The organism is Virgisporangium aurantiacum (assembly GCF_016863635.1).
GTDB lineage: Bacteria > Actinomycetota > Actinomycetes > Mycobacteriales > Micromonosporaceae > Virgisporangium > Virgisporangium aurantiacum.
On the sequence record NZ_BOPG01000048.1, the window covers coordinates 153,018 to 173,663 of the forward strand.

Below are 20,646 nucleotides of genomic sequence, written 5' to 3' on the forward strand. Positions count from 1 at the left end.
AGGCGTGACCTACGAAGAGTTCGTGACGGCCCGGCTGCCGGGGCTGCTGCGATTCGCCGTGATGCTCACCGGCGACCGGGACAGCGCCGCCGACCTGGTGCAGGACTCGATGGTCAAGGTGCAGTTGAGCTGGCGCCGGATCAACGCGGTCGACCAGCCCGACCGGTACGTACGGCGTCTGATCACGAACACCTATATCGACCAGCGTCGACTCGCCTGGTGGAAGCGCGTCGTGCTGCGCGCCGAACCGGCCGAGCCCACGCCCGTCCCCGATCATGCCGAAACCACCGCGGACCGCGACCTGCTCTGGGCCGTGCTCGCGACGCTGCCGCGCCAGCAGCGCGCGGCCCTGGTGCTGCGCTACTACGAGGGCCTGCGCGACCAGGAGATCGCCGACGTCATGCGGTGTTCGGTCGGCACCGTGCGCGGCTACGTCTCGCGGGCCCTGGCCACCCTGCGTCTCCAACTGCCGGACCTGCTGAACGAAGAGGCCTGCCGATGATCGAGGAACTGATGCGGGAGACGTTCGCGCGGCACGAGGACCTCGCCCCCGCGCCCGAGCCGGTGCGCCGGCGGATCGACACCGTCGCCACGAAGCGGCGCCGGCTGCGGCGCGGCGCCGTCGGGTGCACGGTGGTCGCGGTGATCGCGCTGGTCGCCGCGACTTTCATGCGGGTGGACGCGGTGCGCACGGCTCCGCAGCTCGGCGCCTCCGCCGTCTCCACCTTCGCGGGGAAACCGATGACTATCCTGCTCGTCGGCACCGACCGGCGGCCCTGGGACACCAACCGCAGCGAGCTGCTCAGGTCCGACTCGATCATGCTGGCGCACCTGCCGGCCGACCGCTCGGCGCCGTACGTGATCTCGCTCGCCCGCGACCATTTCGTCCCGTTCCAGGGACGGACCGACAAGCTCAACGGCGTCTTCGCGATCGGTGGGGCGGCGGCGTTGCGAGACGCGGTGCAGGCGCTGACGGGCGTCACCGTCGACGGTGTCGTCGAGGTCGACTTCGCCGGGCTGATCGCGGTGACCGACGCCGTCGGCGGCGTGGACCTGTGCGTGGAGAAGCGGGTGGTGAGCAGGCACACACAACGGATCTTCGATCCCGGCTGCCGCCGCTTCTCCGGCGACGAGGCCATGGACTACCTGCGCCAGGGACACACGACCGATTCGGTGCGGCAGCAGCACGGCCGCGCGTACGTGAAGGCGCTGCTCGCCAGGCTCACCGGCGCCGACCTGTCGCGGTTCGTGCGCGTCCTGGACGCCGCCCGCCAGGCCATCCGCGTGGACCTCGGGCCGGCCGGGCTCGCCGGGGTGTTCGCCGTGGTGAAGGACGTGAAACCCGACACGTTGGCGGGGATCGCGCCACCGGCCACCCCGGACGGGCAGCTGCTGCCGGCGGCCGCGGAACTGTGGACGGCGGTTCGCGACGGGACGCTACCGGCGTGGGTGGCGGCGAACCCCGACCGGGTCGATCAGCGGTAGTCGTCGTCGATCTCGACCACCTGGCTCTGCTCGTAGGCGTCGGCCTCGTTGACCTCGGGCGGGAGCCGCAGGCTGGCCGGGTCGTCGGGGACCTCCGGGCTGTCGAGCTCGTGCAGGTCTTCGCCGGGCTGGGTCATGCCTATACGGTACGACTGACGACACCGAGTTATTGCAAGGAGCCCAACCATGCCTATCGCCACGCCAGAGGTATACGCCGAGATGCTCGACCGTGCCAAGGCCGGCGCGTTCGCCTACCCGGCGATCAACGTCACCTCCTCGCAGACGCTGAACGCGGCCCTCCAGGGGTTCGCCGAGGCGGAGAGTGACGGCATCGTCCAGGTGTCCACGGGTGGTGCCGAATACCTCAGCGGCCCCACCGTCAAGGACATGGTGACGGGCTCGGTGGCGTTCGCCGCGTTCGCGCAGGAGGTCGCGAAGAAGTACCCGGTGAACATCGCGCTGCACACCGACCACTGCCCCAAGAACAAGCTCGACGGGTTCGTGCGGCCGCTGCTCGCGCTCTCGAAGGAGCGGGTGGCCGGCGGTGGCCTGCCGCTGTTCCAGTCCCACATGTGGGACGGTTCCGCCGTGCCGCTCGACGAGAACCTCCAGATCGCCGAGGAACTGCTTGCTCTCTCGGCCGCTGCGAACGTCGTGCTCGAGATCGAGGTCGGCGTCGTGGGCGGCGAGGAGGACGGCATCGTCGGCGCCATCGACGAGAAGCTGTACACCACGCCGGGCGACGCGCTCGCGATGGTCGACGCGCTCGGGCTGGGCGAGAAGGGCCGGTACATGGCCGCCCTGACGTTCGGCAACGTGCACGGCGTCTACAAGCCGGGCAACGTGAAGCTGCGGCCGGAGATCCTGCGCGAGGCGCAGAAGGCGGTCGGCGAGAAGTTCGGCCAGGAGAAGCCGCTGTCGCTGGTGTTCCACGGCGGGTCGGGCTCGCTGCTGGAGGAGATCCGGTCGGCGCTCGACTTCGGCGTGGTCAAGATGAACGTCGACACCGACACGCAGTACGCGTTCACCCGTCCGGTGGCCGCGCACATGTTCACCAACTACGACGGCGTCCTCAAGGTCGACGGCGAGGTCGGCAACAAGAAGGCCTACGACCCGCGGGCCTGGGGCAAGGCGGCCGAGGGCGCGATGGCCAAGCGCATCGTCCAGGCCTGCGAAGACCTGCGCTCCGTGGGTACGTCGCTGTCGAAGTAACGCCGGTCACGGCGTGAGGTGTTGTTCCTCCTTGGCATCGGCCGGGGTGGCGTAGGTGAGGATCATCTGCACCGCCTCGGCCGGGTCGTCGGTGATCTCGATCAGGTGGGTCAGGTCGCCGTGTGGGCTTGCTGCAAACAGAGGCCGCAGCAGCGTGGCGACCGGCAGTTCGTGCGTCCAGAAATCCTTGCCCAGGAACACGAAGGGTCCGCTCGCGCCGTCGGTGGCGTAGAAGGTCTTCGTCGCGGCCTGGAAGATCTCCTGGACGGTGCCCGCGCGGCCCTGTGCGAAGACGATGCCGCCGCGGGTGAGCCGCAGGATCGTGTCTTCGCGGATCGCGTTGGAGAAGTACTTGGCGATCCGGGCCGCGAACAGGTTGGCCGGCTCGTGCCCGTACAGCCAGGTGGGCACGGACAGGCCGCCGTGCCGGGCCCAGCCGGCGAAGTCCCGGCGGTCGCCGTCGCGCTCGTTGCGTGAGTATTCGCGGCGGACCTGCAACGCCCGGTCGGTGAACGGGTCGTGATCGTGGAAGTCGGGGTCTTTCGCCAGGTCGTCGATCGCGTCGCTGAGATCGTCTGCGGTGGCCGTCGCCAGAAAAGCGCCCAGGTTCGCGGCCTCCATGACCCCCGGGCCGCCGCCGGTGACCACCAGGCAGCCGGCCTCGGCCAGGCCGCGCCCGATCGCCGCCGCCGCCCGGTACCCGGCCGACCCGCGCGGCTCGGCGTGGCCGCCCATGATCCCCACCACTGGCCCGTTACTTTCTGCCGCCCAGCCGTCGATCGCGTCGGCCAGCGCATCGTCGACGCCGTGATCGTGCATGCGCTGGCTCAGCGCCTCGCGGACCCCGGGCAGCGCGCCACCGTGCTCGACGAAGTGCCGGTAGACGACCGTGTCGTACATCCCGGCGAAGCCGTGCTCGGCGAACCCGGCGCTGAGCTCGCTCGGCAGGTACAGGTGCGACGGGTGGGTCGGATAGGGCACGCCGGGAAGCGGCGGGATGACCTGGGCGCCCCGGCGGATCAGTTCGAGTTCGGTGTCGAGCGAGTCGAATTGGCACGCGATGAACAGCGTGCCGGTGACGTCGACCGTGGCCCAGTCGGGCGGGTCCTCGGCGAGGTGCAGTCCCTGGACGGTGAGCCCGTGCAGGGTGTCGCCGGCGAGGTGGAGCTGCAGCTCCTCGCGCGACTCTATCTCGTCGGGGCTGTGGTCATGATGGTGCATGGATCACCCTTTCACAGACGATGGCCCGCCACCGAAGTGACGGGCCATCGCGTTACCGGGTCCTGGGGAGGCTCCGGACCTCCTTTGTAGCCCTTGGAGCGGGTTTGGCGCACCCTCCCTACGCGTGACGAACGCCTCAGCCGTTCAGCCATCCCCGTCGGTAACACCGGGGTTAGATGGCGGCATGCAGAACCTGCTTCCGGACGGGCCGCCCACCCTGCTGCCGGAGAACGTCGCCGCGGCAACCGCCCTCGAGAAGGCCCTGGCCTCCCCCGACGACGTCGCCGCGTTGAAGGCCGTCGCGGCCGACCACCCCACCTACAGCGCCGCGTGGGGTCGGCTGGCGGAGCGGGCCCTGGCCGAGGGTGACCAGGTCACCGCCTACGCGTTCGCCCGCACCGGTTACCACCGCGGCCTCGACCAGCTGCGTCGCAACGGCTGGCGCGGCCACGGGCCGGTCCCCTGGGCCCACGCCGCCAACCAGGGCTTCCTCCGTTGCCTGAACGTGCTGGCCCTCACCGCCGCCGCCATCGGCGAGGCCGACGAGGCCGCCCGCTGCGCCCAGTTCCTTCGTGACTCGGATCCGGCCGCCGCGGACGCCCTCACCGGCTAGCTAGAGGCCTTCGGCCACCGCTGCGCCGATCCGTAGCCAGGCCAGCCTCGTCGGGGCGCTGAGCTGGGCATAGCGGATCGGTTCGCCGGAGTCGATCAGCTTCTCGTACGGTGCCAGCATCACGGTGCGGGTCCGGGCCGAGAAGTGCCTCGTGATCGAGGGGATGTCGAGGTCGCGGCGGCTGGGGGGCATCGACACCACGGTCACCGCCTGGCGCACCAGGCGGTTTCGACCGTTCTGTTCGAGGTGGTCAAGCATCCGCGCGGCGGTCTCGGCCGAGTCGTTGCGGGCCGACATCGTGACGACGAGCTGGTCGGTCGCGTCGATCGCGGCCTGCCAGTTCTCCGCCCGCACGTTGTTGCCGGTGTCGACGAAGATCAACTTGTAGAACCGGCTGACCACCTCGCGCAGGTCACCGAACGACATCGCGGTGAGCATCTCCCCCGCCGTCGCCGACTCGTCGGACGCGAGCACGTCGAACATGCCCTCGCCCTGCGAGCGGACATACTGCGACAGGTCACCGACCCGGCCGTGCGCGCCCTGGAAGTGGTCGAGGTCGCGCATGAGGTCGCGCACGGTGCGGGAGTGGAAGTCCTGCGTCGCCCGCATGCCGAGCGTGCCCTGGGTCTCGTTGTTGTCCCAGGCCAGGATGTAGCCGCCGCGGCTCTGCCCGAACGTCATCGAGAGCAGCAGCACGGCGACGGTCTTGCCGGCGCCGCCCTTCGGGTTGACGACCGTCACCTGGCGGAGGCCACCGAAGTTGCGCCGGATCGTCTCGATCAGATGCCGGTGCTCCTGCTCCCGCCGGCCCGGTCCGGGCCGCACCAGGCCGAAGGTCGACCGGCGCAGCACACCCCGCATGCCCATCGTCGCCACCGGGTTGCTGGGCCGCACCTCCCGCCGCCGGGCGAACTCCTCCGCCGTGGGGATGTACTGCCCGTGCTCGTCGACCCGCGGCGTCGCCTGCTGCTCCGGTGGCACCGACGGCTGCGGCGCCGCCGGGTGCGGGTGGGCCTGCGGCGGCGGGTGCGTCTGGAACGCCGCCGAGGGCGGCTGCTGGTACGGCGCCTGCACGAACGGGTGCTGGTGCCCCTGCGGGTCAGGGTGGGACGGCACGTGCGGCCCGCCGGTCGACTGCCACGGCGCCAGTTGCTGCGGCGGCTGCTGTGGCGGCTGCTGCTGTGGCGGCTGCTCGACCGGCGGCTGTTCGGCCGGGAAGTACACCGGCTGGTCCGCCGGCCCGCCCGGGCTGGTCGGCGCGTTTCCGGGTGGCGCACCGCCCTCGATCGGCTGGTTCTCGATCAGCACTGCCTCCGGTGCTGAGGGCTCCGCAGTGGGGTCCTGCGGCGCTTCGGGATGGGGATGACCGCCACCGTTCGGCCCGGTGGCAGCGTTGGGCCGGTAGATCGGCTGCGCCCACGGCGACGAGGGCGTGGGGCTGTCGTCCTCCAGGGACTCGGCGACCGGCGCTCCCGTGACGGGCGCTCCCGTGACCGGCGCTGCGGCCGCCACCTCGGCGTTCCACGGCAGCGGCGGCCCGGACGCCGGCGCCGCCGAAACCGGAGCGGGCGGCCCCGACCGGGGCGCGGGCGCAGGGTCGGGCACCGGCATCTGGTCATACATGGCCGGCGGCGGCGGATACCCGCCCGCACCGGGAACACCGGGCGGGCCGAACGCACCCGGACCCGGAGCCGGCACCGGCGGCGGACCATACTGCCCAGCCGGCGGCGGACCCGGTTGCGGCGGCTGACCGTAAATCCCAGCCGGCGGACCGTAGGCCCCACCCGGCTGCGGCGGCGGCCCAAAGGGCCCGCCCGACGGCTGGCCGTAGGGAGCTTCCGGCGGCTGGCCGTGAGGTCCGCCCGGCAGTTGGCCGTGAGGTCCGCCCGGCAGTTGGCCGGGGGCCGCGCCGGGGGGTTGGCCGTACAGCGCTTCCGCCGGTGGCTGTCCGGGGGGCGGGCCGGGCGGCTGGCCGTACAGGGCCTCCGCCGGTGGCTGTCCGGGGGGCGCGCCGGGTGGCTGGCCCTGGACAGCGCCCGGCGGTTGGCCGAACGGCGATTCCGGGGCCGGCTGGCCCAACGGCGGGCCGTACTCGGCACCCGGCGGCCCGGCGGGCGGGAATCCGGGCGGCGGCTGTCCGTAGACCGCGGCCGCCGGCGGCTGGTTGTGCTCGTGCGGCCCGAACCCGGGCGGCGGGTTGTACCCGGGCAGGCCGGGCGGAGGCCCCGGCGGCTGGCCGCCAGGATGGCCCGGTGGTTGGCCGCCCGGCTGGCCCAGCGGCGAGCCGTACTCGGCACGCGGCGGCCCGGTGGGCGGGAATCCGGCCGGCGGCTGGCCGCCAGGATGGCCCGGTGGTTGGCCGCCCGGCTGGCCCAGCGGCGAGCCGTACTCGGTGCCCGGCGGGCCGGCGGGAGGCGCCGGTGGCTGGCTGCCGGGATGGCCCGGCGGGCCGTACTCGGTGCCCGGCGGGCCGGCGGGAGGTGCCGGTGGCTGGCCGCCCGGCTGGCCGTACGCCGCCCACGGCGCCTGTCCCGGCGCGGGAGGTGGTGCTGGCGGCGTCACTGGTTGCCCCTCCGGCGTGGCCGGCGCGGCCAGCTGGTACTCGGCGGTCGGGAAGCCGGTTGCCCGCTCGGCGGGGAACTGGCCGGGTGGCGGCGGTGCCGGTACCGGCGGCGGTCCACCCTGGGGTGGCCCGGGCGGAGGCGGCTGGGTCGACGGAAAGGGCCCGGGTATGGCTTCCGCCACCCCACCGGGTCGCACCCGCGCGGTGCGGTCGCTATCCGTGTCGCCGGCCCGCTCTTCCGGCGGCCAGATCGGATCTTCCACCGTGAAACCTCCCTGCCCGTGCCCCCACGCGGTGCCCCGGCAAGAGCCTTGCACACCCACGCTCGATCTTCACGCCGGTGCGTATGCGCCCCAGGCGGCCCGCTCCATCCACCACGTGCGCTTGCGGGTCAGCGAACCGGCCACCCCGTCGTCGAGAAACGGCAGGTCGGCGCGGGGTGTGACGGCCACAGCCCGGCCGCGTCCACGACGAACCTCGATCTCGACCCGGCCGCGCCGGCGGACAGCCAGCGCCACCGCGACATCCAGAATCCCGTCTGAAGGCTTCGGATCGATTACGAGTGGGAGGCCGTCGAATGCCGAGTAGCCGCCGGCGTTGGCCACCACCGCGGCGATCAGCGGTTCCCGGCCGTTCGAGAGCACGGCATCGTCGACGTTCACGTGTGCCTTGAACGGTACCGCGCGGCCCTCGTCGTCGGCGCCGCCGAGCAGCGCACCGTCGAGCGTGAGCGAGCTGCCGTCGTTGCGGAGCAGGTCGAAGCGGCGGACGTTGCCGTCGAGGACCGCCTGCGCCACGAGCGCCGGGTCGCGCGGCAGGCCGAGGCGCGAGGCCAGGTCGGGGCCGGTCGGGTCGAGCGGCAGGATCCCGATCGGTGGGAGGTCGGGCACGGTGCGGTCGGCCGGCAGGTCCGCCGGCCGCTTGCTGGCCGCGGGGGTGTTTTTCCGGACGAGGCGACGCACGACAGCGCGCACCTGGCCGTCGGCCGCCGTGGCGACGACGAGCCGGGACCCGCCGGAGGCGGACGCGAGCGCCGCGTCGATCTCCGCGTCTGATCCGGCGTTGACCAGTTCGATCTCGGCGCCGGCCGCACGTAGCGCGTCCTGGCAGGCCAGGACGGGCACACGCGGTGTCGAACAGCCGTCGTCCGAAAGCGACAGGATCACGACGCGAAGCACCGTTGTCGTCCTCCCCGATCACGTGGGTTGTAGCCTGTCACCCCGGGGCCGGAGCCGGTCGGGCACCAGGTGGGCGCCACGGTGGCCCTGGCCGGGAGGCGAAGGACATGCCAGCGATTGTGCTCATCGGCGCTCAGTGGGGCGACGAGGGCAAGGGCAAGGTTACCGACCTGCTGGGCGAACGCGTCCAGTACGTCGTTCGGTACCAGGGCGGCAACAACGCCGGCCACACCGTGATCACCCCAGACGGCGAGAAGTTCGCGCTGCACCTCATGCCGTCGGGGGTGCTGACGCCGGGCTGCGTCCCGGTGATCGGCAACGGCGTCGTGGTCGACCCGAAGGTGCTGCTCACCGAGATCGAAGGACTGGCCGAGCGCGGCATCGACACGTCCAAGCTGCTCTTGAGCGCCGACGCGCACCTGATCATGCCGCACCACCGGGCGCTCGACCGGGTGGTCGAGCGGTACCTCGGCTCGGCCCGCATCGGCACCACCGGGCGGGGCATCGGGCCGGCGTACGGCGACAAGGTCGGCCGCACGGGCATCCGCGCGCAGGACCTGCTCGACACCGGAATCCTGCGCAAGAAGCTGGAAATGGTGCTGCGGGAGAAGAACCAGATTCTGGTCAAGGTCTACAACCGCAAGGGCATCGACGCCGACGCCGTGGTCGAGGAGTACCTCGGCTATGCGACCCGGCTGCGCCCGTACATCGCCGACACGCGGCGGATCCTCGCCGAGGCGCTGGAGCGCGACGAGACGGTGCTGCTGGAGGGCGCCCAGGCGACGCTGCTCGACGTCGACCACGGCACCTATCCGTTCGTCACCAGCTCGAACCCCACCGCGGGCGGCGCGTGCGTGGGCTCCGGCGTGCCGCCGACCCGCATCAACCAGGTCATCGGCGTGATCAAGGCGTACACCACCCGGGTCGGCGCCGGCCCGTTCCCGACCGAGTTGTTCGACGACAACGGCGCGCACCTGCGCAAGGTGGGCGTCGAGTACGGCACCACCACCGGGCGCGAGCGGCGCTGCGGCTGGTTCGACGCGGTGGTCGGCCGGTACGCGGTGCGCGTCAACGGCATCACCGACCTGGTGGTCACCAAGCTCGACGTCCTCAGCGGCCTCGACCCGGTGCCGATCTGCGTCGGCTACGAGATCGACGGCGAGCGCGTCGACGACATGCCGATGACGCAGACCGCGTTCCACCACGCCCGCCCCGTCTACGAGGAGCTGCCGGGCTGGTGGGAGGACATCTCGAAGGCGCGCACCGAGGCCGACCTGCCGGCCGCCGCCCGCCGCTACATCGAGCGCATCGAGGAACTGTGCGGTTCCCGGGTCAGCGTGGTCGGCGTCGGTCCCGGTAGGGAGGAAAACGTCATCAGGCACGCACTGCTGCCGTAAACGCCACGTACGATCGGCTCCCGTGCGCGTACTTCTGATCGGATCCGGCGGGCGCGAGCACGCCCTCGCCCGCAGCCTCGCCGCCGACCCCGCCGTCACCGCGCTGGTCTGCGCCCCCGGCAACCCCGGCATCGCGAGCGTCAGCCTCGCCGGCGGTGCCCCGGTGGTGCTGGCCCCGCTCGACGTCACCGACATCGAGGCCGCCGCCGGGCTCGCCGTCGAGAGCCGGGCCGACCTCGTCGTGGTCGGTCCGGAGGTGCCGCTCGTGGCCGGGGTCGCCGACCTGGTCCGGGCCAAGGGCATCGCGTGTTTCGGCCCATCCATGGCCGCGGCCGCCATCGAGGGTTCGAAGACCTTCGCGAAGGACGTCATGAGCGCGGCCGGGGTGCCGACGGCGTGCGCCCGTACCTGTACCACCCCCGCCGAGGCGGCGGCCGCGCTCGACGAGTTCGGCGCCCCGTACGTCGTCAAGGACGACGGTCTCGCGGCCGGCAAGGGCGTGGTCGTCACCGACGACCGCGCGGAGGCGCTGGCCCACGCCGCGTCCTGCGAGCGGGTGGTGGTCGAGGAGTACCTGAGCGGCCCCGAGGTCTCGCTGTTCGTGGTGACCGACGGCACCGCCGTCCGGCCGCTGGTTCCGGCGCAGGACTTCAAGCGCATCGGCGCCGACGACGCCGGCCCGAACACCGGCGGCATGGGCGCCTACGCGCCGCTCCCCTGGGCACCGGCCGGCCTGGTCGACGACGTGCTCGCGTCCGTGGTGACGCCGACGCTCGCGGAAATGCGCGAACGCGGCACCCCGTTCAGCGGTCTCCTGTACGTCGGGCTGGCGCTGACCCCGTCTGGCCCGCGGGTCATCGAGTTCAACTGCCGGTTCGGCGATCCGGAGACCCAGGTCGTTCTCGCTCTGCTGGAGACGCCGCTGGCCGGCCTGCTGCACGCCGCCGCGACCACCACTCTCGCCGCGCACCCCGCGCTGCGGTGGCGGGCGGAGTCGGCGGTGACGGTCGTGGTCGCCTCTGCCGGCTACCCGGCCTCGGCCCGGAAGGGTGACCCGATCCTCGGCGCCGACCGGGTGCCGGGCGTGCTGCACTCGGGCACCGCACGCCGGCCCGACGGGTCGCTGGTGTCGGCGGGTGGCCGGGTGCTCTGCTGCACCGCGACCGGCCCCGACCTCGCCTCGGCCCGGCACGCCGCCTACGCCCTGGTCGACGGCGTCACCATGCCCGGTGCGCAGGTCCGTCCCGACATCGCGCTGCGCGCGGCCCGCGGCGAGATCACCGTCTAGCGCGCTCTCGACCGCGACGATTCATGCCCATCGCCGGTCGGGCGGAGTCCATCGGCCAGCGGTGACACTCTGGCCAAGGACGGGGTCCAGACATTCCCCGACGTATCGGAGCGCCTCAAACAGGTGGTGATATCGCTCGGCGATCAGCGTCTCCCTTGCGGCGAACGCCGGGTAGCCGGTCTCCCATTCCGGCCCCGGTGATCGCATCCGGTCCGGCAACTGCACCGGGTTACGTGCTTGCGTGACGCGTACCGCGAGGGCTCGGGTCAGGACGGCGGCGTCCAGCGGCTCGATTTCCGTCAGAAGTACCAGATCCGCAAGGTCACGTCAGCGATTCGATGCGGTCTGCTGGTTCGGGCCGTGCCGTTCGTACATCGCGGCCACCTTGTCGGCCACCTGGTCGACGCCCGGGTAGAGAACAAACTCGGGCAACGCCAAACCCAGCTTGTCGACGGGCAGAACTGGTGTGTGGTGACGGTGTTCCAGTTCGCCGATGTAGTGCGACTCGCATGACACATCGACCGGAAACGTGTCCCACTTGCCGGTGCCAACGTACGCCTCCACCTTGATCCGGAACCCGTCGCCGGTGCTCACCTGCTGCGGCTCGCCAAGCTGGAACCGAAGGAAGTCGCCGGTGTCCTGCCGGGTGAGCAGGCGCAACTCGGCAACCGCCGCATCGACGTCGGCGGGCACGTGTAGCAGGTCGATGTCTTGGCTGAATCGGGCCCGTGGGGGCGTGCGCACCAGCATCCCTACGCCACCTTTGAGCGCCCACTGCTCGCCTGGGGCCAGGAACACCCGGGCAAGGAACCGCTCGTGTAGGAAGCGGCGACGCAGGTGGTTCAGCGTCGTGGGCACGCCCAGGTCCTTCACCTGCGCCTTGAGACGGCTGTCGACCGCTTGCCGGAACGCGGCAGGGCTGCGGGGCAGCGAGTGCTCACCCATCGTCGCTCCGTGTGCTGGGAGGGCCGGGCGGAGTGAGATTCTGGATCGCGTGCCGTACGGCTTCCGTTGGGTCTGCGGCCAGTGCGCGGCGTACGGCTTCAACGAGATCTATGGTCATCGCAGCGTCACGAGCCACGATGTCGACCGTGTTGCGGGGAATGCCGGCCTCGCGCAGCAGCAGCGTCACCAGCCCCTGCCCGTCACCGGTCATGGCGCCGTAGCCCCACGCATGTGGGGCCAAAATCGCAGCGGCGGTACTTACGGCCAGATCGTGCTTGAGCACGGCATCGCGCACCACGGTAGCCAGATGGCCTCGATCGATACGGATTGCGGCAAGATCAGCGATGACCCGATGAGGCTTCGCCGTTGGCAGGCCGGCGACCAGCGCCCAGTCGTCGGTGCTGATGCTGGACCGGTGCAATCGGACATCGGTTCGTCGGGTTTGCTTCCGACGTGGCACGGTGAACTCCATGACGTCGGCGTCGACATCGCCGAGGTCGAGCAAACGCGCGGCCGACCGGTGGGAGACGATGTCGACGCCCTCGTTGGTAAGCCGTTCCTCGGCCGTCATGCCAGGCTCGAGCGTGAGCCAGGTGACCCGGAGATCTTCATGCATATCGATGGGGCTACCGGCGAGCCGATAGACTCCGTGGGCTAGTCGAACCAGGCTCCCCGTTTTGGCCATCCTGGCCATCACCTGAGGGGTGACCCCAACCCGGCGGGCCTGGGCGGCCGTGACCAGTCCCCACTGATCCGTCCCTATTTCAGCCAGTTTCTGGGCGTTTGCCATTTAAGTGCCTAAGCGCGTGCTGAGAAAGTCATCCTTTGACTGCAATACTAGCGCCTAGCGATAACTTTGCAGCGCCCGCTGCTACTTTCGCAGCACCGGCTTCATGCAACGTCGACCTGGGTGTGCCAGATGGCGCTGTCGGCACCGAGCACGAAGAGTTCCACCGTGCGGTCGTGGGCGAGGATGCTGGGCGGCGAGAACGCCCGGCCGCCGATCGGTTTCCAGTCGTGCCATTCGCCGTTGCGGTAGGAGCGGCTGAACATCGAACTGTCGACGCCCACCACGAACACGTCGATGCCGCCGTCGGGCCGGGCGACCGCCCGCGGTGGCGAGATCACGGTGCCCTGCAGCGACGTCGGCTCGCTCCACTCCTTGTCCCACGTGTAGTGGTAGACGCCGCGGTTCTCGCCCAGCACGAACACGTGCAGCAGATCCTCGGACTCGACGGCGAACGGCCGCGAGATCGCGATGGCGTCGTCGGTCTGCCAGGTGCCCCACTCGCCGTCCTGGTACCGGGCGTGGGCGAGGCCGCTCTCCGAGTTGATCGCCACCGCGTCGATGCGGCCCGGCCCGCGCGACAGCACGTGCGGCGGGGTGAGCCAGAGCGACCCGAGCGACGACCACTCGTCGGTCCAGTCGTCGCCGTCGCGCCACTTGTGCCAGATGCCGAGGTTGGTGCCGAGGACGAAGATGTCGAGCCGGTCGGGGGTGGACCACACGGCCCGCGGCGCGGTGAGCGTGGGGCCGCCGGCCTCACCGGTCATCGACTTCCAGTCGCTCCACTCGCCGGCGAGCCACTGCCGGTGCTGGATGGAGTACTTGTGGTCGATCGCGAACATGTCGAGGCAGTCGCCGGTGCCGGCGACGGCGTGCGGGACCTGGATCACCTCACCGGGGATCACCGTCCAGCCGCCCCACTCGCCGTCGATGCGCCAGCGCACCCGGATGACGTGGTCGGTGCCGACGGTGAACAGGGCTATCTTGTCGGCTCCGACCTGTACGGCGTGCGGCGCGGTGATCCACGTGCCGCCGAGCGAACTCCACACGATGTCCCCTCTCGTGCATGTTCCATCGGCAAGCTTAGTTGCCTATCTAAAGCTGGACCTCGCTGAGAAACGGCAGCCGGCGGTCGGGCTCGCAGACGATCGTGTGCGGCAACTCGAGCGTCGAGGCGAGGGCCTGCCATTCTTCGAGCGACATCCGCGTGCAGTGACTCGCGTCACCGTCGTACCGCCAGACGTCCAGCCGCCCGGTGTTGGCCTGGTGCAGCTGCCACCGCGACACCCGCGCGATCTCGGGGAGCGCCCGTCGCGCGTAGCCGAGATCCATGTGTTCGAGGACGTCGAACGACACGGCGAGCGCGAACTGCCCGTCGGTGAACGGCAGGTCGTGCGCGCCGGCCCGGTGCAGGAACGGCCGCACGTCGGCGGGCGCCTCGGCGATCGCGTAGGGCGACCAGTCGGCGCCGTGCGCGTCGATGCCGCGGCGGCGCAGTTCGGTGACCAGATAGCCCTTGGCACAACCGATGTCGAGCACCGGGCCGTCGAGCGAGTACTCCCGCAGCAGCGCCGCGACGGCGTCGGCGTGGGCCTCGAACGGCGACGACTCGCCGTTGTACGAGCAGTAGTTGCTCTTGCCCGTCCCGTCGAAATAGGCGCGGTCGTAGAAGTCGGCGTGCATCACCGTGGTGCCCCGATTCCTTGGTTGGAAGTGTCGTGATCAGGTGTTGGCGGTCCGCCAGAGGCGGCCGAGGATTCCGTCGCTGGTGGCCAGGGCGGGGCCGTCGTGGGTGACGTGCAGCCACTCGGCGGCCTTGAACGCGATCTCGACGTACGCGTCGAAGATCAGGTCGATCTCGTCCGGCTTGCCGGAGCCGATCGGAAGGTCCGGAACGTCGACGATGAGATAGCTACCGGCGGAGCGGTTCGGTTCCACGGTTCTGCGCACCAGGTTCTGCGCGGCCTCCACCAGGTCGACGTCGGGATCGCCGCGCTCCGCGAACTCGCCCGTGACGTGCTCGATCAGGCTGTCGGGCGCCCGCAGCAGCACCACGAGGGGCAGCTCCGGCCCGAGTTGGCGGAACGTCTGGAGGATCGGCTTCGGGTCGAGGTAGGACCACACCGTCTGGCGGGCGATGCCGAGCGGGTCCTCCATGAGCCGGCGGGCGGCGGCCACCTCGGCGCGCTCCACCACCTCGGTCGACGTGTCGGGCGCCAGCTCGAACTGCTCGGCGGCCAGCGCCTTCACGTCCTGGTAGGCCCAGTCGAGCAGGTCGGCGAGCAGCGCACCGACCTCCTGGCTGCCGGCGTGCGGGATGCCGACCACCACGATGCTCGGCGGCACCAGCAGGTTCGGGCGCAGGCCGCGTGGCCGGCTCGCGCACAGCGAGGGCACGCTCATCACCAGGTCGGGCCGGCGGGCCCAGTGCGCGCCGGTCGCGGGCCCGGGTTCGAGCCAATGAGCGGATGTGCGCAGCATGGTGTCGAAGACGGCGAGTTCGATGCGACGCCGGTCCGCCTGGGTGACCGTCGGGTCGTCGGGCATGCCGCGGGAGCCGGAGACGGCGTCGACCGGATGCGCACCGACCCGCACCGCGTACCGGGTGGGGTACTTCTGGCCGCGCATGCTGTTCCGCACCGTGGCGCCCCACTCGCGGCTGTTCTCCAGCAGCGCGCCGGCGACCATGGTGCCGCCCCGGATGCCGACGGCCTTGGTGGCGCCGCGCAGCCAGCGCCGGGCCTCGCCGATCGCCTCGTTCAGCTTCTCGGTGGCCTCCAGCCGCATCGGCGCGCCGGACATCTCCGGCGGCAGCCACTCCAGCAGCGAGAGCAGGTGGGTGTGGCTGCGGCCGATCACCCGGGCGAGGTCGCGCATGACCCGCGGGGACGGCTCGACGTCCTGGTGCAACCAGGCCTGGAGGCGGCCCGGCGAGATACCGATCTCGCGGGCCGCGGCGTTGATCGACAGCCGACGTTCGGCGAGCGCCTGGATCACCTCATGGGCCCACCGTTGGCGAGCCTCGTGTGCGGCGCCGCGTGACTCTTCACCCGGACGCTTCGACTGGGCGTCGTCGTTCGTCATCACCAGGCCCGACCTGTTGCGCTGTCCTGTGTTTCCCCCGTGTTGTCGCTGCAGCGTAGACGAACTTTACAAAAACTTGAAGTTCCGCGCGCCGCTCCCAGGTACCCAACTGAGAATCTCATGTGATCACTGAAAAGTGTTGCGCGTGGATAGTGAGCCGGGTCATACTACTGACGGGACATCGCAAACAGCGAACGTTCCATCCGCCAGGTAGCTGGCGAAGGGCGGTGAGAAGAATGTTGACCTTCTACAACCACCGTGGAGTGCGGATCACCGATTCGTACGTCAGCGTTGACGGGCGCCGTTACTCGGTCCGCGATCTGCAAGGGGTCCGCACAACTCGCGGGCCGTTCAACCGGATGGTGGTGCGCGCGCTGGGAGGCGGAGTCTCCCTGATCGCGATGGCCATCCTGATGGGTGCGGTCATGCCGGTGGCGATGACCGCCGCGTTCGGGCTCGCCGGCCTGCTGGCGGTCGGCTCGGCATTCGTGCTCAGCCGTACGCACCCGCGCGAGTTGATGCTGTGGGCGAACTTCCGCGGCATGGAGCTGATGCTCATCAAGACCCGCGACTCGATCGAAGTTGGAAAGCTCACCCGAGCGCTGCGGCGGGCGCTCGAGCGAGACGCGCGCTATTCGGCGCTGAGCTACTAGCCCGGTCTCCCCGCAGGCCGGGCGCACCGGCCTCGCGAGAGGAACCCGATCGGGGGTACTCGTGTCCGGGCAACGACGCCCGGGCACGAGTGAGGCTCCCGACAAGGCTTCTAGCGCACCTGAACTCCCGAGATCGCGCGCGACACCACCAGCCGCTGGATCTCGCTCGTCCCCTCGAAGATCGTGTAGATCTTCGCGTCGCGGTACCACCGTTCCACCGGGTGCTCCCGCAGGAAGCCGGCTCCGCCGAGCAGCTGCACCGCCCGTTCGGTCACCATCACCGCGACCTCGCCGGCCTTGAGTTTGCTCATCGAGCCCTCGCCGGCCTCGAACTTCCGCTCGTTGCGGCCCATCCAGGCGGCCCGCCAGACCAGGAGCCGCGCGGCGTCGATCTCCATCCGCATGTCGGCGAGCGTGAACGCGACGGCCTGGTTCTCGATGATCGGGCGACCGAACTGCACCCGCTGCTTCGCGTACTCCAGCGCGTACTCGTACGCCGCCCGGGCCAGCCCGATCGCCTGTGCACCGACCGCCGGCCGGGTCAGCTCGAACGTGCGCATCGCGGCCTGGCCCGTCGACCGGGTGCCTTCCCGCGCCCGCGCCAGCCGCTCGTCCAGTTTCTCCTTGCCGCCGAGCAGGCACGCACCGGGCACGCGCACGTCGTCGAGGAAGACGTCGGCCGTGTGCGACGCGCGGAGGCCGAGCTTGCGCAGCTTGCGCGCCGCCGACAGGCCGGCCGTGCCGGGCGGGACCACGAACGCGGCCTGGCCACGCGAGCCGAGGTCGGGCTCGACCGACGCCGTGACCACGTGGACGCCCGCGATGCCGCCGTTCGTGGCGTACGCCTTCTGGCCGCTGATGACCCACTCGTCGGTGGCCTCGTCGTAGCGGGCGCGGGTCTTCATCGCCGCGACGTCGGAGCCGGCCTCGGGCTCGGTGGAGCAGAACGCCGCCACCGTCGGATCGGCCGGGTCACCGAAGCACTGCGGCACCCACTCGGTGAGCTGTTCCGGCGTGCCGGCCGAGAAGATCGCGGCGACCGCGAGCGAGGTGCCCATGATCGACAATCCGATGCCGCAGTCGCCCCAGAACAGCTCCTCGGTGGCGATGCACAGGGAGAGCCCGGTGGGGTCGGCATAGCAGTTGGCCAGGAAGTCGAACCCGTAGAGGCCGATCTTGGCCGCCTCCTGGATCACCGGCCACGGCGTCTCCTCGCGCTCGTCCCATTCGGACGCGGCCGGCCGGACGGTGTTGGCGGCGAAACCGTGCACCCAGTCGCGCAGTTCGGTCTGGTCGGGGGTCAGATCGATCGAGAACATGCCTACGCCTTCGGTACTTCGAACAGGTTGGGGATGTTCACGGCCAGCCCCATGTCGCCCTTGGCCTTCAACTTGCCGGTCATGAACATCAGTACGGGGTTGGCGTTACCCGAGACCACCTTCACGAAATCCAGCGGCCCCACGGTGATCCCCAGTCTCGGATGATCGGTGCTCGGCGCCGACGACGTCGAGCACACGCCGTCGGCGATGCGGATCTCGTACGTGTCGGACCCGTTCGGGCCGCCGGTGATCGTCCACTGGATCACGGCGTCGAGGCCGTCGGCCCGGGCCGGCCGGAACGACTCGGGCATCCGCGCGAAGATCCCGTCGAGGATCGCCGTGCGCTGGTGGCCGGCGAGGAGCGCGCGGATCTCGGACTCGGGGGTCGCCTTCACGAGGCGGGCGAACTCCGTCGGCGAGATGTCGGCGTAGTCGTCGATGTTCGAGAAATCCCTCACGCCGGAACTGTATTCGCTGCTCAGGCGACCATGCCCACGACCACCAGCATGGCGAGGATCAGCCCGACGCCGACGACGGTGGCGGTCTGCACCGCCGTGCGGCCCTGCTGCGGCGCGTAGGCGAGGCCGGCGGCCACGATCGCGCCCGTGACGAGACCACCCAGGTGCCCGGCGATCGAGATGTTCGGAATCGTGAACGTGAGCACGAGGTTGATCACGAGGATGGGCACGACGCTCGACGTGTCCCGCCGCAGTTTCTTCAGGATCACGAACAGCGCCGCGAACAGCCCGAAGATGGCACCGGACGCGCCGGCGCTGATCGATTCGGGCGAGAACAGGTAGCCGGCGATCGAGCCGCCGAGCCCGGAGAGCATGTAGAGCGCGACGAACCGCACCGGGCCGAGGGCGGCCTCGAGGTTGCGGCCGAGCATCCACAACGCCCACATGTTCAGCAGCAGGTGCAGGATGCCGTAGTGGACGAACATCGACGTGACCAGCCGGTACACCGCGCCGTCGTCGATGCCCGTGTACGTCTCCCCCACCTGTGTACCGGCCGGCACGGAGCCCGCGACGATGTCGTACGTCGGCGCGAAACTGCCGAACATCATCTGCAGCTTGGTGACGCCGGTGAACAGGCCGCTGCCGACCACGGCCGGCGCACCGACGATCACGGCACCGACCACCAGGCCCAGCACGTTCAGGGCGATGAGGGTGATGGTGGCGTACCCGGCGTAGCCGGCCCGGGTGGCGCCGAACGCGGTGCGCGGCTGGCGCTGCGTGCGCCGGCCGGCGCTGACGCACTCGGGACACTGGAAGCCGACGGCGGCCTCGGTCATGCAGTCGGGGCAGATCGGCCGTCCACACCGGGTGCAGCTGACGTAGGTCTCGCGGCCGGGGTGGCGGTAGCAAACCGGAACGGCGGGCGCGGTCATGCACTGAAGCGTACCGACCTGCCCGCCGTTCGCGGATTGCCCTTTCGCCGACCTTTCGGTCGGCGCCGATCTTGCTAGCGCTCGATGTCGACGCGCTCGATCACGATGTCTTCGATCGGCTTGTCGCCGGGGCCGGTCTTGGCCTGGCCGATCGCGTCGACGACCCGCTTGGAGTCGGCGTCGACGACCGTGCCGAAGATCGTGTGCTTGCCGTTCAGCCAGGTGGTCGGCCCGAACGTGATGAACCACTGCCCGCCGTTGGTGACCGGGCGGCCGGTGTTGGCCATGCCGAGCAGGTACGGCCGGTCGAACTGCAGGTCGGGGTGGATCTCGTCGGCGAACGTGTAGCCGGGGCCGCCGCGGCCGGTGCCGGTCGGGTCGCCGGTCTGGGCCATGAAGCCCTCGATCACCCGGTGGAAGGTCACCCCGTTGTAGTACGGCCCGGAGCCCTTCGTGTCGGTGCGCGGGTCGGTGTACTCCTGGGTGCCTTCGGCCAGCCCGATGAAGTTCCGGACCGTCTTCGGCGCGTGGTTGTCGAACAGTTCAACCCGGATCGGTCCGAGCGTCGTGTGCAGGGTCGCGAAAGTCACCGAGGGTTCCCTCTCCTTCTCGTCTTCCGCAGACCACCGTAACCGAACGCGTTCGGCGTCCCGGCCGCCGGGCGGGTGAGCGGGTTTCATGTGATCCGCCGTTTGGCCGACGACCAACCGGATGAAGGGGCAATATGACGCGTAGCGGACAGCACGGTACGCAGGCCCGCTACCGGGGTATGAGCAGGAGTGGCGTCCAACCAGAGGCCGCCGTTCAACGGAGGTGGATCAGATGTTTCGACGGCGTCAGGCAAAGACGCACCGCATCCAGATGCGGGAGGAGCTCGGTCAGAGCTTCGACCATTTCCGGCAAGCGGCAAGTCATGCAGCCAGTGGCACCGCCAATCTCATCGGGCCACGTTACGAGTCAGCCAGGAAGTCCGTGAAGAAGTCGGCCGGCCCGTCCGTGCGCAAGGCGAACCGGGCCACGGCAGCCGCCGTGCTGCCGCTCGCGATCGCCGTCGGCCGGAACGCCCGCAAGGGCAAGGCGAAGGTGATGCGTGAGCAGCAGAGCACGCGTCGCTGGCCGATGGTGCTCGGTGGCCTGCTCGCCGCTGGCGCGGCGGTCGGTGCCGCGGGTGCGGTGATCGCCCGCCGGCGCGCCAACCGCGATCAGTGGGAGGAGTACGGCAGCACCCGGGAGACCGGTAACAGCCGTACCGACTCGATGATCGAGACCGCCAAGTCGACCCTCGACTCCGGGCGGGAAAAGGTGCAGTCGCTGGCCGAGTCGGCCAAGGAGCGGGCCGCGGAGATGACGAACTCGTCGTCGCGCAACCCGTCGTCCTCTTCGTCGGCTTCGCCCTCGTCGCCGTCGCCGGAGTTCGGCTCCCGTGACGACCTCTACGGCAAGGCCGGCACCGGCTCGAACAGCAGCCGGCCGTAACGGATCGAACGCTGTGATCCCGGGATCTCCGGCTG

General features: G+C 70.6%; 21 protein-coding genes and 1 pseudogene. 8 read left to right on the top strand and 14 right to left on the bottom strand.

All coding sequences use genetic code 11. The annotated features are described in order from the left end of the window. Positions 1-4 precede the first annotated feature (4 nt). Together Vau01_RS36165 and Vau01_RS36170 are read left to right on the top strand one after the other, a co-directional pair. Complete coding sequence (locus Vau01_RS36165; RefSeq protein ID WP_204002721.1) at positions 5-502, top strand: SigE family RNA polymerase sigma factor; 498 nt, start codon at positions 5-7, stop codon at positions 500-502. Then, positions 499-1,485: an LCP family protein gene (locus tag Vau01_RS36170; protein WP_204002723.1), complete on the top strand. Its 987-nt coding sequence runs from the start codon at positions 499-501 to the stop codon at positions 1,483-1,485. Before Vau01_RS36165 ends, Vau01_RS36170 begins: the two co-directional genes overlap by 4 nt. Here Vau01_RS36170 and Vau01_RS36175 read toward each other — a convergent pair. Further along, positions 1,476-1,622: a hypothetical protein gene (locus tag Vau01_RS36175; protein WP_204002726.1), complete on the bottom strand. Its 147-nt coding sequence runs from the start codon at positions 1,620-1,622 to the stop codon at positions 1,476-1,478. The two genes, Vau01_RS36170 and Vau01_RS36175, sit on opposite strands and share 10 nt — an antisense overlap. 49 nt (positions 1,623-1,671) lie before the next feature. Here Vau01_RS36175 and fbaA point away from each other — a divergent pair, with 49 nt between their 5' ends. Further along, positions 1,672-2,697 carry a class II fructose-bisphosphate aldolase gene (gene fbaA, locus Vau01_RS36180; RefSeq protein ID WP_204002729.1) on the top strand — a complete coding sequence of 342 codons (1,026 nt, stop codon included), beginning with the start codon at positions 1,672-1,674 and terminating at the stop codon, positions 2,695-2,697. 6 nt (positions 2,698-2,703) lie between these two features. Here fbaA and Vau01_RS36185 read toward each other — a convergent pair whose 3' ends face one another. Continuing rightward, positions 2,704-3,918: an LOG family protein gene (locus Vau01_RS36185; RefSeq protein ID WP_204002744.1), complete on the bottom strand. Its 1,215-nt coding sequence runs from the start codon at positions 3,916-3,918 to the stop codon at positions 2,704-2,706. A 184-nt stretch (positions 3,919-4,102) separates the two neighbouring features. On the opposite strand from Vau01_RS36185, the gene Vau01_RS36190 reads away from it, so the two are divergent. Further along, positions 4,103-4,531 (top strand): DUF3151 domain-containing protein, encoded by a 429-nt coding sequence (locus Vau01_RS36190; protein ID WP_204002746.1) that lies wholly within the window; start codon positions 4,103-4,105, stop codon positions 4,529-4,531. On the opposite strand, the gene Vau01_RS65385 is transcribed toward Vau01_RS36190, so the two are convergent. Both Vau01_RS65385 and Vau01_RS36200 read right to left on the bottom strand, forming a co-directional pair. Beyond that, a complete protein-coding gene (locus Vau01_RS65385; RefSeq protein WP_444546049.1) occupies positions 4,532-6,424 on the bottom strand; it encodes a MinD/ParA family ATP-binding protein in 1,893 nt (630 codons plus the stop codon). Between the two features lie 1,002 nt (positions 6,425-7,426). Then, a complete protein-coding gene (locus tag Vau01_RS36200) occupies positions 7,427-8,272 on the bottom strand; it encodes a diacylglycerol kinase family protein (RefSeq protein WP_204002748.1) in 846 nt (281 codons plus the stop codon). Positions 8,273-8,379: 107 nt separating this feature from the next. On the opposite strand from Vau01_RS36200, the gene Vau01_RS36205 reads away from it, so the two are divergent. Together Vau01_RS36205 and purD are read left to right on the top strand one after the other, a co-directional pair. Further along, positions 8,380-9,669, top strand: coding sequence for an adenylosuccinate synthase (locus Vau01_RS36205; protein ID WP_204002751.1), 1,290 nt, complete (start codon positions 8,380-8,382; stop codon positions 9,667-9,669). A gap of 22 nt (positions 9,670-9,691) precedes the next feature. Continuing rightward, positions 9,692-10,957, top strand: a complete 1,266-nt coding sequence (gene purD / locus Vau01_RS36210) for a phosphoribosylamine--glycine ligase (protein ID WP_204002754.1) — start codon at positions 9,692-9,694, stop codon at positions 10,955-10,957. A gap of 327 nt (positions 10,958-11,284) precedes the next feature. Here purD and Vau01_RS36215 read toward each other — a convergent pair whose 3' ends face one another. The 6 genes and pseudogenes from Vau01_RS36215 to Vau01_RS36235 form a co-directional block, all read right to left on the bottom strand. Next, positions 11,285-11,902, bottom strand: a complete 618-nt coding sequence (locus Vau01_RS36215; RefSeq protein WP_204002757.1) for a nucleotidyl transferase AbiEii/AbiGii toxin family protein — start codon at positions 11,900-11,902, stop codon at positions 11,285-11,287. Further along, on the bottom strand, positions 11,895-12,518 hold the full coding sequence (locus Vau01_RS36220) for a hypothetical protein (RefSeq protein WP_239152127.1): 624 nt from the start codon (positions 12,516-12,518) through the stop codon (positions 11,895-11,897). The genes Vau01_RS36215 and Vau01_RS36220 overlap by 8 nt, the downstream gene beginning before the upstream one ends. Before the next feature lie 27 nt (positions 12,519-12,545). Next, positions 12,546-12,692: pseudogene (locus tag Vau01_RS65390) on the bottom strand (type IV toxin-antitoxin system AbiEi family antitoxin domain-containing protein); the annotation flags it as partial. Between the two features lie 101 nt (positions 12,693-12,793). Next, positions 12,794-13,738 (bottom strand): DUF8189 domain-containing protein, encoded by a 945-nt coding sequence (locus Vau01_RS36225; protein ID WP_204002762.1) that lies wholly within the window; start codon positions 13,736-13,738, stop codon positions 12,794-12,796. A gap of 46 nt (positions 13,739-13,784) precedes the next feature. Beyond that, positions 13,785-14,372 (bottom strand): class I SAM-dependent methyltransferase, encoded by a 588-nt coding sequence (locus tag Vau01_RS36230; RefSeq protein ID WP_239152145.1) that lies wholly within the window; start codon positions 14,370-14,372, stop codon positions 13,785-13,787. 39 nt (positions 14,373-14,411) lie between these two features. Further along, positions 14,412-15,773, bottom strand: a complete 1,362-nt coding sequence (locus Vau01_RS36235) for a helix-turn-helix domain-containing protein (RefSeq protein WP_239152146.1) — start codon at positions 15,771-15,773, stop codon at positions 14,412-14,414. A 239-nt stretch (positions 15,774-16,012) separates the two neighbouring features. On the opposite strand from Vau01_RS36235, the gene Vau01_RS36240 reads away from it, so the two are divergent. Continuing rightward, positions 16,013-16,426, top strand: coding sequence for a DUF6232 family protein (locus tag Vau01_RS36240; protein WP_204002768.1), 414 nt, complete (start codon positions 16,013-16,015; stop codon positions 16,424-16,426). A gap of 110 nt (positions 16,427-16,536) precedes the next feature. Here Vau01_RS36240 and Vau01_RS36245 read toward each other — a convergent pair whose 3' ends face one another. The 4 genes from Vau01_RS36245 to Vau01_RS36260 all read right to left on the bottom strand — a co-directional run bounded on the left by Vau01_RS36245 (position 16,537) and on the right by Vau01_RS36260 (position 19,725). Next, the gene (locus tag Vau01_RS36245) at positions 16,537-17,745 is read right to left on the bottom strand and encodes an acyl-CoA dehydrogenase family protein (protein ID WP_204002782.1); all 1,209 of its coding nucleotides are present in this window, start codon (positions 17,743-17,745) and stop codon (positions 16,537-16,539) included. Positions 17,746-17,747: 2 nt separating this feature from the next. Continuing rightward, on the bottom strand, positions 17,748-18,203 hold the full coding sequence (locus Vau01_RS36250) for an SCP2 sterol-binding domain-containing protein (protein ID WP_204002785.1): 456 nt from the start codon (positions 18,201-18,203) through the stop codon (positions 17,748-17,750). Positions 18,204-18,223: 20 nt separating this feature from the next. Further along, on the bottom strand, positions 18,224-19,135 hold the full coding sequence (locus Vau01_RS36255; RefSeq protein ID WP_204002799.1) for a rhomboid family intramembrane serine protease: 912 nt from the start codon (positions 19,133-19,135) through the stop codon (positions 18,224-18,226). A 74-nt stretch (positions 19,136-19,209) separates the two neighbouring features. Further along, on the bottom strand, positions 19,210-19,725 hold the full coding sequence (locus tag Vau01_RS36260; protein ID WP_239152128.1) for a peptidylprolyl isomerase: 516 nt from the start codon (positions 19,723-19,725) through the stop codon (positions 19,210-19,212). A 382-nt stretch (positions 19,726-20,107) separates the two neighbouring features. Between Vau01_RS36260 and Vau01_RS36265 the strand changes: the two genes are divergently transcribed. Next, positions 20,108-20,611: a hypothetical protein gene (locus tag Vau01_RS36265; RefSeq protein ID WP_204002804.1), complete on the top strand. Its 504-nt coding sequence runs from the start codon at positions 20,108-20,110 to the stop codon at positions 20,609-20,611. Positions 20,612-20,646 lie beyond the last annotated feature (35 nt).